Genomic DNA, 17383 nt, shown 5'->3' with positions numbered 1-17383 from the left:
AAGGAAAATATTATGAAATTACGCTCTGTAACCTACGCATTATTCATTGCTGGCCTGGCTGCATTCAGTACATCTTCACTGGCGGCACAATCTTTACGTTTCGGTTATGAAACCTCACAAACCGACTCGCAACATATTGCGGCGAAAAAATTCAATGATTTATTGCAGGAGAGAACCAAAGGCGAGCTGAAATTAAAACTGTTCCCGGACAGCACTCTCGGTAACGCGCAGGCGATGATCAGCGGCGTACGTGGCGGCACCATCGATATGGAAATGTCCGGCTCGAATAACTTTGCCGGGTTATCACCAGTGATGAACTTGCTTGATGTCCCTTTCCTGTTCCGCGATACCGCTCACGCGCATAAAACGCTCGACGGCAAAGTCGGTGATGATTTGAAAGCCTCACTTGAAGGTAAGGGACTGAAAGTACTTGCCTACTGGGAAAACGGATGGCGCGATGTCACCAACTCCCGCGCACCAGTTAAAACCCCCGCAGACCTGAAAGGGTTGAAAATCCGCACCAACAATAGCCCGATGAATATCGCCGCATTCAAAGTCTTTGGCGCTAACCCGATCCCGATGCCGTTTGCCGAAGTCTATACCGGGCTGGAAACGCGCACTATCGACGCTCAGGAACACCCGATCAACGTCGTCTGGTCAGCAAAATTTTTCGAAGTACAGAAGTACCTTTCTCTGACGCACCACGCCTATTCGCCACTTCTGGTGGTGATCAACAAAGCGAAGTTTGACGGCTTAACCCCGGAGTTCCAGCAGGCGCTGATCTCATCTGCGCAGGAAGCGGGTAACTACCAGCGCAAACTGGTTGCCGAAGATCAGCAAAAAATCATCGATGGCATGAAAGAAGCGGGCGTGGAAGTCATCACCGATCTCGACCGCAAAGCCTTTAGCGATGCGCTGGGTACTCAGGTCCGTGACATGTTTGTTAAAGATGTTCCGCAGGGCGCTGACCTGCTGAAAGCCGTGGATGAGGTGCAATAAACCATGACGCAATACTGGCTGGGGTTAGATTGTGGCGGTAGCTGGCTGAAAGCCGGGCTGTATGACCGAGAAGGCCGGGAGGCGGGCGTGCAGCGCCTGCCGCTGTGCGCATTAAATCCACAGCCAGGCTGGGCAGAGCGCGACATGGCAGAGCTGTGGCAATGCTGCATGGCTGTCATTCGCGCCCTGCTTACCCATTCCGGCGTCAGCGGGGAACAAATTGTCGGTATCGGCATCTCCGCGCAGGGAAAGGGCTTGTTTTTGCTGGATAAAAACAACAAGCCGCTCGGTAACGCCATTTTGTCCTCGGATCGCCGGGCGATGGAAATCGTTCGTCGCTGGCAGGAAGATGGCATCCCGGAAAAACTCTACCCGCTGACCCGACAAACCTTGTGGACCGGGCATCCGGTGTCGCTGTTACGCTGGCTGAAAGAGCACGAACCGGAACGCTACGCGCAAATTGGCTGCGTGATGATGACGCACGACTACCTGCGCTGGTGTTTAACCGGCGTCAAAGGTTGCGAAGAGAGCAATATTTCTGAGTCCAATCTCTACAACATGAGTCTTGGGGAATATGACCCGTGCCTCACCGACTGGCTTGGGATCGCTGAAATCAACCACGCCCTGCCGCCTGTTGTCGGATCTGCCGAAATCTGCGGGGAGATCACCGCTCAGACAGCCGCACTGACCGGTCTGAAAGCGGGCACGCCCGTTGTCGGCGGCCTGTTTGATGTGGTTTCCACCGCACTCTGTGCCGGGATCGAAGACGAATTTACCCTTAATGCGGTGATGGGCACCTGGGCGGTGACCAGCGGCATAACCCGTGGTTTACGTGACGGTGAAGCGCATCCGTATGTCTATGGTCGCTACGTTAACGATGGTCAATTTATCGTTCACGAAGCCAGCCCCACCTCTTCCGGCAACCTCGAATGGTTTACCGCACAGTGGGGAGAAATCTCATTTGCAGAGATCAACCAGGCCGTTGCCAGCTTGCCGAAGGCTGGGGGCGATCTCTTTTTCCTGCCGTTCCTGTACGGCAGCAACGCCGGACTCGAGATGACCAGCGGTTTCTACGGGATGCAGGCCATTCACACCCGCGCACACCTGTTGCAGGCCATTTATGAAGGCGTGGTGTTCAGCCATATGACCCATCTCAACCGAATGCGCGAACGTTTTACTGATGTGCACACCCTGCGCGTCACTGGCGGCCCGGCGCATTCCGATGTCTGGATGCAAATGCTGGCGGACGTCAGCGGGCTGCGTATCGAACTGCCGCAGGTGGAAGAAACCGGCTGTTTTGGCGCGGCGCTTGCCGCCAGCGTCGGCACCGGGGTTTATCGCGATTTCAGCGAAGCCCAACGTGACTTGCAGCACCCGGTGCGCACACTGCTGCCGGATATGACCGCCCATCAGCTTTATCAACAAAAATATCAACGTTATCAGCATCTCATTGCCGCACTTCAGGGTTATCACGCCCGCATCAAGGAGCACACATTATGAGCCGACCACTTCTGCAACTGGCCCTCGACCACTCATCACTTGAAGCCGCGCAGCGCGACGTGACGCTGTTAAAAGACAGCGTCGATATCGTCGAAGCGGGCACCATTCTCTGTTTAAACGAAGGGCTTGGCGCGGTGAAAGCCTTGCGCGAACAGTGCCCGGACAAAATCATCGTTGCTGACTGGAAGGTCGCCGACGCTGGTGAAACGCTCGCGCAACAGGCGTTTGGCGCAGGCGCTAACTGGATGACCATCATCTGCGCCGCGCCGCTCGCGACGGTGGAAAAAGGCCACGCCATGGCGCAACGCTGCGGTGGTGAAATTCAGATAGAGCTGTTCGGTAACTGGACGCTGGACGACGCCCGCGACTGGCATCGTATTGGCGTGCGGCAGGCGATTTATCATCGCGGTCGCGACGCGCAGGCCAGCGGGCAACAGTGGGGCGAAGCCGATCTGGCACGCATGAAGGCGCTTTCCGATATCGGCCTTGAGCTTTCCATTACCGGCGGGATTACCCCTGCTGACTTGCCGCTGTTTAAAGATATCCGCGTGAAAGCGTTTATTGCCGGGCGGGCGCTGGCAGGCGCAGCAAATCCGGCGCAGGTGGCTGGCGATTTCCATGCGCAAATTGATGCCATCTGGGGAGGCGCGCGTGCGTAATCATCCGTTAGGGATTTATGAAAAAGCGCTGGCGAAAGATCTCTCCTGGCCGGAGCGGCTGGTGCTGGCAAAAAGCTGTGGCTTTGATTTTGTCGAAATGTCGGTGGATGAAACCGACGAACGGCTCTCACGTCTTGACTGGAGCGCCGCACAAAGGACTTCGCTGGTTGCCGCGATGATCGAAACGGGTGTTGCCATTCCGTCAATGTGCCTGTCCGCACATCGTCGCTTTCCCTTTGGCAGCCGGGACAAGGCGGTGCGCGAACGGGCGCGGGAAATCATGAGTAAAGCGATTCGCCTGGCGCGCGATCTCGGCATTCGCACCATTCAACTGGCGGGTTATGACGTCTATTACGAAGACCACGACGAAGGCACCCAGCAACGTTTTGCTGAAGGGCTGGCGTGGGCGGTCGAACAGGCGGCGGCATCACAAGTCATGCTGGCGGTGGAGATTATGGACACCGCGTTTATGAACTCCATCAGCAAATGGAAAAAATGGGACGAGATGCTCGCCTCGCCGTGGTTCACCGTCTACCCGGACGTCGGCAACCTCAGCGCCTGGGGCAATGATGTTCCCGCCGAACTGAAACTGGGCATTGATCGTATCGCCGCGATCCACCTGAAAGACACCCTGCCAGTCACCGGGCAAAGCCCCGGACAGTTCCGCGACGTGCCGTTTGGCGAAGGCTGCGTCGATTTCGTTGGCATCTTCAAAACGCTGCATGAACTGAACTATCGCGGTTCTTTCCTGATTGAGATGTGGACCGAAAAAGCCAAAGAGCCGGTGCTGGAGATTATTCAGGTGCGGCGCTGGATTGAAGCGCGTATGCAGGAGGCAGGTTTTATATGTTAGAGCAACTGAAAGCCGACGTGCTGGCGGCGAATCTGGCACTTCCCGCTCACCATCTGGTGACGTTCACCTGGGGCAATGTCAGCGCGGTAGACGAAACGCGGCAATGGATGGTAATCAAACCTTCCGGCGTCGAGTACGACGTGATGACCGCCGACGATATGGTGGTGGTTGAGATAGCCAGCGGCAAGGTGGTGGAAGGTAGCAAAAAGCCCTCGTCCGATACGCCAACGCATCTGGCGCTTTACCGTCGCTATGCCGAAATCGGTGGCATTGTGCATACCCACTCGCGCCACGCCACCATCTGGTCACAGGCCGGGCTGGATCTCCCCGCCTGGGGCACCACGCACGCTGATTATTTCTATGGCGCAATCCCCTGCACGCGACAGATGACCGCAGAGGAGATTAACGGCGAATATGAATATCAGACCGGCGAAGTGATCATTGAAACTTTCGAAGAACGCGGCAGGAGTCCGGCACAAATCCCGGCGGTGCTGGTGCATTCTCACGGCCCGTTCGCCTGGGGAAAAAATGCCGCCGATGCGGTGCATAATGCCGTAGTACTGGAAGAATGCGCCTATATGGGCCTGTTCTCGCGCCAGCTTGCGCCGCAGCTCCCTGCGATGCAAAACGAACTGCTGGATAAGCACTACCTGCGTAAGCATGGGGCCAATGCCTATTACGGGCAGTAATCCCTCACGCCGGGGCTTCATTGCCCCGGCACTACGAATTGATATGTTCCTTGCTGTAACGTCGCTTCCACGCAGCTGGCGTTAAACCGGTGTGTTTGCGAAAAATCTGCCGGAAATAGCCAACGTCATTAAACCCGCACAACGCCGCCACTTCAGTGAGCGATCGCGCTTCGCTAATTAACAGCTTTTCGGCTTCGCGCACTCGCTGGCGATGAATTGCTTCTGTTAACGTCAGATGAAACACCCGCCGATAGACACGCCCAAGATAATCGGCATTGCAGTACAGCTCGCGGGCTAAAAGCGCCGTAGAAAGCGGGCGATGATATTGCGTGCGGATCAGTTTCTGCGCTTTCCAGGCAAGCGTGGTACCTGCGGCATCGGCCTGTTCATCAAGACGCGCGTCACGGGTGAGCTGCTGCAAAATCAGCAGCACAATAAACTCCAGCGCCGGAGTGCGTTGATGCTTTTCCTGTTCGCTTAAGAACTGGCGAAACAGGGCCACCAGCGCCTGCCGATCGGCAACCTTTGTTTGTTGCAGCACGCTAAGATGAGTGAGCCAGCGCGGGTCGTTGTCCGGCGCTTTAACCTCAAAATGCAGCCAGTAAAATTTGAGATCGGCGGGAAAATCCTCTACCCCAACATGCTGTCGGTTCGGCCAGAGTAATAAACTCTCTCCCGCATCGACCAGAAATATCCGCTCTTCTTCCTGAATCGCTAATCGACCTTTTTCGACAAAGATAATTTCCCATGACTCCAGCCGCCTTGCCGGATGCCTCCCTACGCCACGGGAAATAAATAATCCACCATTTTGCACTTTAATCGGTAACGTCATGGATAATTCGAGCATTGATATGTAATTTCCCGCTTATTCATTAATGATTAAACACATTACCTTTTGATTATTAATCAAAAACATTAATTTCACCTGATCCAATTCACACTTTTAAATTCAGGTCGGAATCGTCACCTTTTTTTACTCTTTTCTCGCCTTGTTGATATTCCCGTTCACGGCAGAATTAATCAGGTCATTGCAATAAAACTAAAAATTGCTCCCTATTCACGAGGAATATCTATGACCTCTACACCGATTACTACCGCTGATATCGCTAAAGGTAAAATTGACGATGCGTTATCTGTACGGGAAAAAATAGGCTACGGCCTGGGTGACGCAGGCAGCACCGTAATAACTTGCCTGATCATGAACTTTCTCACCTTTTTCTACACCGACGTTTTTGGCTTAACTCCGGCGCTGGTCGGCACGCTGTTTATTGCACTGCGCGTGTTTGATGCCATCTCCGACCCGGTGATGGGCGTCATTGCCGACCGGACGCAAAGTCGCTGGGGGCGCTTTCGTCCGTGGCAGTTATGGATTGCCATTCCCATCGGCATTATCGGCATCCTGACGTTCACCGTGCCAGATGCCAGCATGGGAGTAAAAATCGCCTGGGCGTTCGGCACTTACCTGCTCCTTTCAGTCGGTTATACCGCCATCAACGTGCCGTACTGCGCGCTGATCAACACCATGACCACCCGCCACAATGAAGTGATCTCCTGCCAGTCCTGGCGATTCGTTCTCTGCGGCGTAGCGGGATTTCTGGTTTCGGTAGGCTTACCGTGGATGGTAGATCTCTTCGGTCAGGGTAATGCCGCGCGCGGCTATCAACTGGGCGTCGGCGTATTGTGCGCCATTGCCGTGGTGATGTTCCTGTGCTGTTTCTTCTGGGTTCGTGAACGGGTGCCACTCTCCACAATGGGGAAATTTACCCTGCGCGAACATCTTGCCGGGCTGCGGAACAACGACCAACTGCTGCTGATGCTGGTCATGTCTTTCCTGCTGATTAACGTCTTTAATATTCGCGGCGGTGGGTATATGTACTTCATTACCTACGTCTTACAAGGCAGTACGGGCTACACGTCGCTGTTCTTCACCATGGTCACCTTCGCCTCCATTATCGGCTCGGTGATTGTCAGCCCGTTAACGCGGCGTTTCGATACCGTCAAAATTTACTACTACACCAACCTGCTCCTCGCCGCGCTGGCGGTGTTGATGTGGTTCCTGCCCTCCGGCCCGGCTTATCAAACGCTGTGGCTGGCGGTGATCCTCGGTAATGGCGTGATTCTTGGCTTCACATTGCCACTGCACTTCTCATTGATGGCCTTTGCCGATGACTACGGTGAGTGGAAAACCCGCGTACGTTCTTCCGGCATGAACTTCGCCTTCAATCTGTTTTTCATCAAGCTGGCCTGGGCCTCCAGCGCCGGGATCATCAGCCTGCTGTTTATTTTTGTCGCCTACCAGCCAGGCGTGGAAAACCAGACCGCCAGTTCGCTTGGCGGGATCGCGGCGATGGAAACATTGCTGCCTGCGCTATTCCACCTGCTGCTGGCGATGGCGATCCGCTTTTGCAAACTCAATAACCCTATGATGTCACGCATAGCTAGCGACCTGCGTCAGCGTCATGTACAGCCTTAAGGAGCACAAGATGAACATTTCGGAAGTCGATCTGCATAAACTGACGGTCAGCGATCCGTTCCTCGGTCAGTACCAACAACTGGTCCGCGACGTGGTGATTCCTTATCAGTGGGATGCCTTGAACGATCGTATCCCAGAAGCGGAACCCAGCCATGCGATTGAAAACTTTCGCATTGCCGCAGGACTGCAAGACGGTGAATTTTACGGGATGGTGTTTCAGGACAGCGACGTCGCCAAATGGCTGGAAGCGGTAGCCTGGTCGCTGTGCCAGAAGCCGGATGCCGAACTGGAAAAAACCGCTGACGAGGTAATCGAACTGGTCGCTTCCGCCCAGTGCGAAGATGGCTATCTCAATACTTACTTTACGGTAAAAGCGCCCGAAGAACGCTGGAGCAATCTGGCGGAGTGTCATGAACTTTACTGCGCCGGTCATCTGATTGAAGCCGGAGTCGCCTTCCTCCAGGCCACGGGCAAGCGGCGCTTGCTGGAAGTGGTTTGCCGTCTGGCCGATCATATCGACAGCGTATTTGGTCCAGGTGAAAGTAAGTTACACGGTTATCCTGGTCACCCGGAAATTGAACTGGCACTAATGCGCCTGTATGAAGTGACCGAAGAGCCGCGCTACCTGGCGCTGACGAACTATTTTGTCGAACAGCGTGGTGCGCAACCGCACTATTACGACCAGGAATATGAAAAGCGCGGGCAGACCTCGCACTGGCACACCTACGGCCCGGCGTGGATGGTGAAAGATAAAGCCTACAGCCAGGCGCATTTGCCCATCGCACAGCAACAAACCGCCATCGGACATGCAGTACGCTTTGTATATCTGATGACTGGCGTCGCACATCTGGCGCGTTTAAGTCACGATGAAAGCAAGCGTCAGGATTGCCTGCGGCTGTGGAACAATATGGCCCAGCGTCAGTTATATATTACCGGCGGCATTGGCTCACAAAGCAGCGGCGAAGCGTTCAGCAGCGATTACGATCTGCCGAATGACACGGTATACGCCGAAAGCTGTGCTTCCATCGGCCTGATGATGTTCGCCCGGCGAATGCTGGAAATGGAAGGCGACAGTCAATATGCCGATGTGATGGAGCGCGCGCTGTACAACACTGTGCTCGGCGGCATGGCACTGGATGGCAAACATTTCTTCTATGTGAATCCGCTGGAAGTACATCCAAAATCGCTGAAATTCAACCATATCTACGATCACGTTAAACCGATCCGCCAGCGTTGGTTTGGCTGCGCTTGTTGTCCGCCAAATATCGCCCGCGTGCTGACCTCGATTGGTCATTATCTCTACACGCCGCGTGAAGATGCGTTGTATATCAACATCTACGCAGGAAACAGCATGGAAGTGCCGGTAGAAAATGGCACGTTGCGCCTGCGGGTTAGCGGGAACTATCCGTGGCAGGAGCAGGTGACGATTGCGGTCGAATCGCCCCAGCCGGTACGTCATACGCTGGCTTTACGTCTGCCGGACTGGTGCACACAGCCGCAGATCATATTGAATGGGGAAGAGGTCGAGCAGGATATTCGTAAAGGGTATTTGCACATTACCCGCGAATGGCAGGAGGGTGACACGCTGAATCTGACTTTGCCAATGCCGGTACGTCGCGTTTACGGTAACCCGCTGGTGCGTCACGTCGCCGGAAAAGTGGCGATTCAGCGCGGCCCGCTGGTGTATTGCCTGGAACAGGCCGACAACGGCGAGTCACTGCATAACCTGTGGCTGCCCGCCGATGCGCCATTTACGACATTTGAAGGCAAAGGATTGTTCCGCCATAAGATCTTAATCCAGGCTCCGGGTTACCGGTATGAACAGAGCAATCCAGAGCAGCAACCGCTGTGGCATTACGACTATGCCCCAGCCAAACGCCAGCCGCAAACTCTGACATTTATCCCGTGGTTTAGCTGGGCTAACCGGGGTGAAGGCGAAATGCGGATCTGGGTGAATGAGGAAACCAGCGCATGATGCGACGCTTAACGCGTCTTATCAGTATCAACATATCGGTGCGGTTGCCCGCCAACCATCGAAACGCGGGATTAAGCGCCCGGCAATACACGCCGGGCAGCTTCCGCCAGAAACGCACTTCTGTTGGCGTAGTCTGGGTTATTGCGCACGTAGGTATCAATCTTGTTCAGTAATCTTTTCGGCATCGTAATATTGATACGTTCAGCCCGACCTTCGAACTGATTCATATTGATATCCACCAGCAACCATTGCCCGCCAATAAAGTCCTGCGCACGCTGGACCAGATGTGTTTCCACAGAGCCTGGAAGCGGCAACTCTTCATTCATCTCGCATAAGGTTTCGAAGTGCGCGACAAGTGCACTTCGCGCATCCTGGAAAGCGTTGTCCAGCGTATCACCAGCAAAATAACAGCCTGGAACATCAGGGAAAAAACCGCTGGCGCTACCGTCAGGATCACTGTGGATATAGGCGGAATAAAACATATTGCCTCCTGAAATGTTAAAATGTTAAACCAGCCTGACGCCCAATTTGCGCCAGCGTACCGGGCTTAATATCTTTTTTAGGATGCGGAACCGTCACCAGACCCGGATGAACAGGGTGGCGGAACTGATGATGACTGCCACGGGTTCGAATATGTTCCCAGCCATGCTGCTTCAGGATGGCGATCACGTCTGCACTTTTCACATCCCTGCCCTTCCATGATTATACACACGATACACACACAATTAGCGATAACAATCACGATAGCGCGATTTATATGGGCCGTCAGGGGGATAAAGTTGACTCAGGAATGCCGCTCGGAAGGAGAATAACGGTGTGCAGTAATTGGTAGAAAATATGCGAGGAGACTCGTAATTAAGTTCAATCAATATTCAGTCATTCAAGACGTAGACATTTGAATTGGTAAAACGCGCAAACGTCGCATCAGGCAATGAATACCCAATGCGACCAGCTTCTTATATCAGAACAGCCCCAACGGTTTATCCGAGTAGCTCACCAGCAGGCACTTGGTTTGCTGGTAATGCTCAAGCATCATCTTATGGGTTTCGCGTCCGATGCCCGACTGTTTGTAGCCGCCAAACGCCGCATGTGCCGGGTAAGCGTGATAACAGTTGGTCCACACGCGCCCAGCCTGAATGCCGCGCCCCATCTTATAGGCCAGATTACCGTTGCGGCTCCAGACGCCCGCGCCCAGGCCATATTGCGTATCGTTCGCCAGCTCCAGCGCTTCTTCCATCGTTTTGAAGGTGGTCACCGCCAGCACCGGGCCAAATATCTCCTCCTGGAACACCCGCATATTGTTCTGACCAAACAAAATAGTCGGTTCGAGGTAGTATCCGTCTTTCAGTTCGCCTTCCAGCAGCTTGCGCCGCCCGCCGGTGAGCACGTCTGCGCCCTCTTTTTTACCGATATCAATGTAGTTGAGGATGGTTTCCAGTTGCCCGTGAGAAACCTGCGCCCCCATTTGCGTCACGCTGTCGAGCGGGTTACCGCTACGAATACTTTCAACACGGCGGATGGCGCGTTCCATGAAGCGTTCGTAGATAGACTCCTGCACTAAAGCACGGCTTGGACAGGTGCAAACTTCGCCCTGGTTAAAGGCAAACAGTGCAAAGCCTTCCAGCGCTTTATCGAAAAAGGCATCTTCTTCATCCATCACATCAGCAAAGAAGATATTTGGCGACTTGCCGCCCAGTTCCAGGGTTACCGGAATAATATTTTGCGTGGCGTACTGCATAATTTGTTGGCCCACTTCCGTTGAGCCGGTAAACGCCACTTTGGCGATGCGTTTCGAGGTCGCCAGATATTCGCCAATTTCCCCACCAGCGCCGTTAACCACGTTCACCACGCCCGGCGGCAGTAAATCACCGACGATTTCCATTAGCAGCAGTACAGAAAGCGGGGTAAGACGTGCGGGTTTCAGCACCACACAGTTGCCCGCCGCCAGCGCGGGAGCCATTTTCCAGCTCGCCATCAGCAGCGGGAAGTTCCACGGAATAATCTGCCCCACCACGCCTAACGGTTCGTGGAAGTGATAAGCCACAGTTTCGCTATCCACTTCACTAATACCGCCTTCCTGCGCCCGAATACACGAGGCAAAATAGCGAAAATGGTCAATCGCCAGCGGCACATCAGCAGCACTGGTTTCGCGAATGGGTTTGCCGTTATCCCAGGTTTCTGCCGTCGCTAACAGTTCGAGGTTCTGCTCCATCCGATCGGCAATCTTAAACAGTATCGCCGCGCGATCCTGCACCGAAGTATGCGCCCATTTATCTTTCACTTTGTGCGCAGCATCCAGCGCCAGATCGATGTCTCGTTTGCCCGAAGACGCCACTTCGCACAGCAGCTGCCCGGTCACCGGCGTCAGGTTCTGGTAATACTCACCATCGGCAGGGGCTACCCATTCGCCGCCAATAAAGTTGTCGTAGCGGGCTTTTAACTTGAGGGGGAAACCATACTCGCCGGGCTTAATCTGTGCTGAAGGGGGATTATTGGTCATGATCGTCTCCTTGCGGTGTGAGGTATAACAAGGGTAGACGTGACTGGCGAAATCTTCGCCAGTCGGTAACAGCTTTACGACGGCTATCACGAATTTACGGGCAAGGATTACAGAGATAACTAAAACTCTCTCAAAAATCGCAAATTTTGAGATAGTTAAAAAAATGGCTGACAATTAGCCAGCCATTGGGGGAATGATGATTACATCGCAGCGCGATAAATTGCCACAATCTCTTCGTGAGTTGCCTGAATCGGGTTAGTAAACCCACACGCATCTTTCAGGGCATTGGTGGCCAGTACCGCGAAATCCTCTTCTTTCACGTTCAGGTCACGCAGGCCTGCCGGGATATTCACTTTCTTCGCCAGTTCACGGATGGCATTGATGCACGCTTCTGCGCCTTCCGCGTCATTTTTGCCTGTCACGTTCACGCCCATAGCAGCAGCACAGTCACGCAGACGCGCAGCGGCAACTTTGCTGTTGAATACCTGAACATGCGGCAGCAGAACGGCGTTACATACACCGTGCGGCAGATTGTAGAAACCGCCCAGTTGGTGCGCCATCGCATGAATATAACCAAGAGATGCGTTGTTGAACGCCATACCAGCGAGGAACTGGGCATAAGCCATTGCTTCACGCGCTTTAGCATTGCTGCCATCTTCAACGGCTAACGGCAGGTTTTCGGCAATCATGGTCACCGCTTTCAGTGCGCAAGCGTCAGTGATCGGCGTTGCAGCGATAGAAACATACGCTTCGATAGCGTGTGTTAAGGCATCCATACCCGTTGCGGCGGTCAGTGACTTCGGCATACCGATCATCAGCGAGGAGTCATTGACAGAAAGCAACGGAGTTACATGTTTATCAACAATCGCCATTTTGATATGACGCGCTTCGTCAGTGATGATGCAGAAACGGGTCATTTCAGAGGCCGTACCCGCCGTGGTATTGATGGCGATCATCGGCAGCTGCGGTTTTGCAGAGCGGTCAACGCCTTCGTAATCGCGAATATCGCCACCATTGGCTGCCACCAGCGCAATACCTTTTGCGCAGTCGTGTGGAGAACCACCGCCTAAGGAAATCACGCTATCGCAATTATTTTCTTTAAGTAATTTCAAACCTGCAGCGACGTTTTCCGTGGTGGGGTTAGGTTGGGTGCCATCATAAATAACGCTAAAAATATTGCGTTCTTCCAGTGCTTTTTGCACATCACCCGCCATACCCAATTTCGTTAACATATTGTCAGTGACAATTAAGGTACGGGTAAATCCATAATCTGCCATCATATTCATTGCATCATTCAATGAATCAGCACCAATAACATTCACGGAAGGAATAAAAAAGGTTGAAGCTGCCATAACACACTCCTGAAAGTGTAAAAAAGGGCGGGCAGCTTACTGAGGATTTTCATTTGAAAATATGATCAGTATTATTGATTATCAAAATTAATCTAATAAAAAGCACATTGTATTCATTAAACAATGTGCTTTTTTTAAATTCATAAGAATTTTGTATTAATTTATTTTAAAACTTAATTAATCATTTCCTTATTTTTCCGGAAATAATAATGCGTCGCGCAATAAATGATCATTTCCACGACGACGCGTAAAGCCAATGCGGTCAAAATATTCCAAAATCTGAATTGCCAGCTTTCGGCCTACACCTAAGCGATCGCGGAAATCCGCCGCGCAGGTTGAACCACACTCCTGATCGAGATCGCGGATCATATTGGCAAACTCGACAATCCGATCGTTACGGTAATAACGATCTTTAACGATCGCGGTAATTATCCCCTGCTGCGCCGCCTGGCGTAGCGTCAGGCGCATTGCCTGCTCGTCGGTTCCCGTCTCTTTTGCCAGGTCACGCACCCACCACGGTTCGTCACCAAACAGCGGCTCTGCTTTTTGCCAGATGACCTGCTGCTCTTCGCTGAAGCCCGCTTTATGATCCGGCAGATGCAGCCAACCGTGATGACTGAGGATGTCGCCGCTTTCGCGCATCTTTTCAATCAGCAACAGTACCAGCGCTTCATCTTCCATTGGCAACGCCATACGTCGCAGACGTTCGCGCCCAGGACCAGGTTCATCGCGATGTTGCTCATGATAAGTCGCTAATGTGTCGAGAATTTTCCGCTGCCAGCGGGCGGCAACCGGCGCATTCAACAAGCTATAACCAGCCTGAATATAGCCAGGCTGTTGCAGCAGTTCGCGCATCCCTTCGCCGTTGAGCTGCCGTGCCCAGGCGAAATCCGCAAGGTTAACCGCTCCGCGTTCCAGATGAACAGATAACGCATCGGCATCGCTCTGCGCCCGTGCAAGAGACGCCAGCCATTGCAGATATTCCGGCTTACGCTTACCGCGACGCGGCGGGTTAAGCATCACCACACGCGCCCCCGCCAGCGTGTTGCGGGCCGAGATATCGCGCAGCACTAAGCGATCGTTATCCGCCAGCCACAGCGGCGTGTCGAACACCAGCTCGGCAAGGTTATCTTCCAGCAGCGAAACGCGTCCCGTAACGTGGCTGGCGGCGTGGTGAATATGCAGCGGCTGCCACTGGGTCAGCGGTGTATGGGTTTGAAGCTCGACAATCACCCGTGTGAACGGCTCCGGCGGCGCATCGGCAAGCAGCCAGTCGCCACGGTTAATCTGCTCTTTTTCCGCATCACCCGCGATGTTAAGCGCGATACGCTGCCCGGCATGGGCAGTTTCTGTTGGCTGATTTTGCGCATGTAGCGCACGCACGCGCATCGGTTTATTTACACCAGTCAGCCAGAGTGAACCGCCTACCTTCACTTCCCCGCTTAACGCCGTACCGGTGACGACCAGCCCGGCACCTTTTACGGTAAATGCACGGTCGATCGCGAGGCGGAAACTATGTTGGCTGGCGTGTTCGCGTTCTGGTAACTGAAGCAGATGCTCGCGCAGGGCATCAATTCCCCGACCTTCGGTTGCTGCGGTGATAAACAGTTTTGCCTCAGCAAAACCGTATTCCCGTAGCACCTCCTTTACCTGGCGTTCAACCTCATCAACACGCGCTTCGTCCACGCGATCGGCTTTGGTCAGCGCCACTGTCAGCATCGGATTACCGGTCAGCTGCAAAATCGCCAGATGCTCACGGGTCTGTGCCATCACGCCGTCATCGCACGCCACCACCAACAGCGCGTGATCGATACCACCAACGCCCGCCAGCATGTTGGAAAGAAACTTTTCATGACCGGGTACGTCGATAAAACCAGGCACGCGACCATCCGGCTGCGGCCAGTAGGCATAGCCGAGATCGATAGTCATGCCGCGCTTTTTTTCTTCCGGCAGACGATCGGCATTTACGCCAGTAATCGCCTGCAATAAGGTTGTTTTGCCGTGGTCAACGTGTCCGGCAGTCGCAATAATCATTTCAACAACATCTCCAAAAACCGTTGCTCATCTTCAAGGCAGCGTAAATCCAGCCACAATCGTCCGTCATAAATACGACCAATCACCGGCACTGGCAATTCACGCCAGCGGGCGGCTAATGACTCAAGGTGGCTACCGCGTCCATCATGGGGTGTAAACGTTAATGCCGCACTCGGCAGGCGATCAACCGGCAGCGAACCACTGCCAATCTGCGAAAGACATGGCATAACCTGTACCGCAAACTCCGCGCCGTAATGTGTGGCAAGGGGGGCCTGTAAACGTTGTGCCTGGATTTGAATGACCTCTGCGCTGCGGGTAAGCAGACGCAGGGTCGGTAATTTTTCACTCAGCGCCTCAGGGTGTAAATAAAGACGCAGCGTGGCTTCCAGCGCCGCGAGGGTCATTTTATCCGCGCGTAATGCACGCTTCAGTGGATGGCTTTGCAGGCGGGCGATCATCTCTTTTTTACCAACAATAATTCCAGCCTGCGGCCCGCCTAACAACTTGTCGCCGGAGAAGCTCACCAGACTGACGCCCGCCGCAATCAACTCCTGCGGCATTGGCTCTTTCGGCAAACCGAACTGGCTAAGATCGACCAGCGAGCCACTGCCTAAATCAGTCACTACGGGAACATCCAGCTCTTTGCCGAGCGCCACCAGTTCCGCTTCATCTATCGCTTTGGTGAATCCCTGAATGCTGTAGTTACTGGTGTGTACTTTCATCAACAGCGCGGTATTTTCATTCACCGCCTGACGATAATCATTAGCGTGCGTGCGGTTGGTGGTCCCCACTTCGTGTAGGGTGCAGCCTGCCTGACGCATGACATCAGGAATACGAAACGCGCCGCCAATCTCCACCAGTTCGCCGCGAGAAACCACCACCTCTTTCCCGCTGGCAGTGGCCGCCAACATCAATAACACCGCCGCCGCATTGTTATTAACGATACAGGCATCTTCCGCTCCCGTAATGCGGCACAGCAGCTGCGCCAGCGCCCGATCGCGATGTCCGCGTCCGGCGTCGTCCAGATCGTACTCGAGGGTCACTGGCGAACGCATAGCCTGCGCAACGGCTTCCACCGCGGCTTCTGCCTGTAAAGCTCGCCCAAGATTGGTATGCAGCACGGTTCCCGTCAGGTTGATCACCGGACGCAGCGCGCTCTGCGCCTCCTTCGTCAGTCGGGCATCGACTTCTTGCGCCCAGTTTTCACACCATGCGGGCAGCGTCTGGCTGTCACGAATCACTTCTCGCGCTTCGTCAAGCATCTGACGCAGCAATTCCACTACGCGGGTGTGGCCATAAGTATCACGCAAAGAAAGGAAGGAGCTATCGCGCAATAAGCGATCAATAGCCGGAAGTTGACTATAGAGGGAACGCGTTTCGGTTGTCATAGGAAACCTGGCTGATCAAGGCCCTCTCACACGGAGAAGGGCGTTTAACATAACCACGGATTGTAACGTGAGATGGGTCAGGAGGACATATCGCGCATCAAGCCTTTGGCGGTTCGGTGCGAGCAAAACTTTCGCGGCTAAACAGGTTTTCGACCAGTTTGACTAAGTGTGGGCGGTCGACACACCAGCCTGGCGCAACGCGGCGGAAATTGAGATATCCGACGGCACAGGCAATGGCGATAGTCGCCAGATTGACCGTATCGGTTTTGAGCGTGCCATCGACCAGATATCCTTCCAGCACATCCAGACTGCGGTTGATTTTCTCCCGCTGGCGTAACAATTCATCTTCAGACTGCTGCGCCGCCGGACGCGCCTGTTCACGCACCGATACCAGCCCGGCATCCATAATGCCATCCGCCAGCGCCTCAATTTTGCGCACCCGCAACGACTCCAGCGGATCGCGCGGCAACATCGCCGGAGCGACATTCATTAATTCAATATATTCAGCGATGATCGGCGAATCAAACCAACATTCGCCCTCTTCGGTCACCAGCACCGGCACTTTCCCTAACGGGTTAAATTGCGCCACGCCGTTGTCCGCGTTATAGGGCAGTTCATTAATAAATTCGAAAGTTATGCCCTTTTCTAACAACAGAATAGAAAGTTTGCGTACAAACGGGCTGGTGTAGCTACCGACGAGTTTCATGCCGAGTCCTTTGTGCGAGGAAAAATATCAGTATGGCCTGGTGATGGGAAAAAGGGCAGAAAATGTTGATGGTTTGTTACTTCCCAATAAATCACATATTTATCATGGTGATATAAATATTTTCCTAATTGTTCTTATCTGACGGATATCTCACTTAAGGCTTTCTTATAAATCTGTAGGGTTTCGCCTGTCAGCAGACAAATAACCCGATAAAACAAGGATGAGCAGATGAGCGGAAAACCGGCGGCGCGTCAG

General features: G+C 53.7%; 15 protein-coding genes. 7 read left to right on the top strand and 8 right to left on the bottom strand.

Annotation, left to right across the window (positions count from 1 at the left end):
• The first annotated feature begins 12 nt into the window (after positions 1 to 12).
• Genes yiaO through araD form a run of 5 tightly spaced genes read left to right on the top strand, consistent with a single transcriptional unit; the run spans position 13 to position 4700 of the window.
• Positions 13 to 999, top strand: coding sequence for a 2,3-diketo-L-gulonate TRAP transporter substrate-binding protein YiaO (gene yiaO, locus ACJHX3_RS11550; RefSeq protein WP_000776894.1), 987 nt, complete (start codon positions 13 to 15; stop codon positions 997 to 999).
• Positions 1000 to 1002: 3 nt separating this feature from the next.
• Complete coding sequence (lyxK, locus tag ACJHX3_RS11545; RefSeq protein ID WP_094322014.1) at positions 1003 to 2499, top strand: L-xylulokinase; 1497 nt, start codon at positions 1003 to 1005, stop codon at positions 2497 to 2499.
• On the top strand, positions 2496 to 3158 hold the full coding sequence (gene ulaD / locus ACJHX3_RS11540; protein ID WP_000089481.1) for a 3-keto-L-gulonate-6-phosphate decarboxylase UlaD: 663 nt from the start codon (positions 2496 to 2498) through the stop codon (positions 3156 to 3158). The genes lyxK and ulaD overlap by 4 nt, the downstream gene beginning before the upstream one ends.
• Positions 3151 to 4011 carry an L-ribulose-5-phosphate 3-epimerase gene (locus ACJHX3_RS11535; protein WP_094308426.1) on the top strand — a complete coding sequence of 287 codons (861 nt, stop codon included), beginning with the start codon at positions 3151 to 3153 and terminating at the stop codon, positions 4009 to 4011. Before ulaD ends, ACJHX3_RS11535 begins: the two co-directional genes overlap by 8 nt.
• Positions 4005 to 4700 (top strand): L-ribulose-5-phosphate 4-epimerase, encoded by a 696-nt coding sequence (araD, locus tag ACJHX3_RS11530; protein WP_000893142.1) that lies wholly within the window; start codon positions 4005 to 4007, stop codon positions 4698 to 4700. The genes ACJHX3_RS11535 and araD overlap by 7 nt, the downstream gene beginning before the upstream one ends.
• Before the next feature lie 31 nt (positions 4701 to 4731).
• On the opposite strand, the gene ACJHX3_RS11525 is transcribed toward araD, so the two are convergent.
• Positions 4732 to 5547, bottom strand: a complete 816-nt coding sequence (locus ACJHX3_RS11525; protein ID WP_094308424.1) for an AraC family transcriptional regulator — start codon at positions 5545 to 5547, stop codon at positions 4732 to 4734.
• Positions 5548 to 5772: 225 nt separating this feature from the next.
• Here ACJHX3_RS11525 and ACJHX3_RS11520 point away from each other — a divergent pair, with 225 nt between their 5' ends.
• Positions 5773 to 7173 (top strand): MFS transporter, encoded by a 1401-nt coding sequence (locus ACJHX3_RS11520; protein ID WP_094308425.1) that lies wholly within the window; start codon positions 5773 to 5775, stop codon positions 7171 to 7173.
• A 10-nt stretch (positions 7174 to 7183) separates the two neighbouring features.
• Positions 7184 to 9148 carry a glycoside hydrolase family 127 protein gene (locus ACJHX3_RS11515; protein WP_094322015.1) on the top strand — a complete coding sequence of 655 codons (1965 nt, stop codon included), beginning with the start codon at positions 7184 to 7186 and terminating at the stop codon, positions 9146 to 9148.
• Between the two features lie 71 nt (positions 9149 to 9219).
• Here ACJHX3_RS11515 and ACJHX3_RS11510 read toward each other — a convergent pair whose 3' ends face one another.
• The 7 genes from ACJHX3_RS11510 to ACJHX3_RS11480 form a co-directional block, all read right to left on the bottom strand.
• Positions 9220 to 9630, bottom strand: a complete 411-nt coding sequence (locus ACJHX3_RS11510) for a type II toxin-antitoxin system HicB family antitoxin (protein ID WP_001560104.1) — start codon at positions 9628 to 9630, stop codon at positions 9220 to 9222.
• A gap of 16 nt (positions 9631 to 9646) precedes the next feature.
• On the bottom strand, positions 9647 to 9832 hold the full coding sequence (locus ACJHX3_RS11505) for a type II toxin-antitoxin system HicA family toxin (protein WP_000833473.1): 186 nt from the start codon (positions 9830 to 9832) through the stop codon (positions 9647 to 9649).
• 277 nt (positions 9833 to 10109) lie between these two features.
• Complete coding sequence (aldB, locus tag ACJHX3_RS11500; protein WP_000183978.1) at positions 10110 to 11648, bottom strand: aldehyde dehydrogenase AldB; 1539 nt, start codon at positions 11646 to 11648, stop codon at positions 10110 to 10112.
• Between the two features lie 200 nt (positions 11649 to 11848).
• On the bottom strand, positions 11849 to 13000 hold the full coding sequence (gene yiaY, locus ACJHX3_RS11495; RefSeq protein WP_094322016.1) for an L-threonine dehydrogenase: 1152 nt from the start codon (positions 12998 to 13000) through the stop codon (positions 11849 to 11851).
• A 189-nt stretch (positions 13001 to 13189) separates the two neighbouring features.
• On the bottom strand, positions 13190 to 15034 hold the full coding sequence (gene selB / locus ACJHX3_RS11490) for a selenocysteine-specific translation elongation factor (protein ID WP_094322017.1): 1845 nt from the start codon (positions 15032 to 15034) through the stop codon (positions 13190 to 13192).
• Positions 15031 to 16422 carry an L-seryl-tRNA(Sec) selenium transferase gene (selA, locus tag ACJHX3_RS11485; protein ID WP_000206243.1) on the bottom strand — a complete coding sequence of 464 codons (1392 nt, stop codon included), beginning with the start codon at positions 16420 to 16422 and terminating at the stop codon, positions 15031 to 15033. Before selA ends, selB begins: the two co-directional genes overlap by 4 nt.
• A gap of 97 nt (positions 16423 to 16519) precedes the next feature.
• The gene (locus tag ACJHX3_RS11480) at positions 16520 to 17128 is read right to left on the bottom strand and encodes a glutathione S-transferase (RefSeq protein ID WP_000779792.1); all 609 of its coding nucleotides are present in this window, start codon (positions 17126 to 17128) and stop codon (positions 16520 to 16522) included.
• Positions 17129 to 17383 lie beyond the last annotated feature (255 nt).

It is taken from the genome of Escherichia sp. WS1265 (genome assembly GCF_046487585.1).
GTDB lineage: Bacteria > Pseudomonadota > Gammaproteobacteria > Enterobacterales > Enterobacteriaceae > Escherichia > Escherichia coli.
The sequence above is the reverse complement of the archived record's forward strand: the minus strand, read 5'-3'. Positions and strand labels throughout refer to the sequence as shown.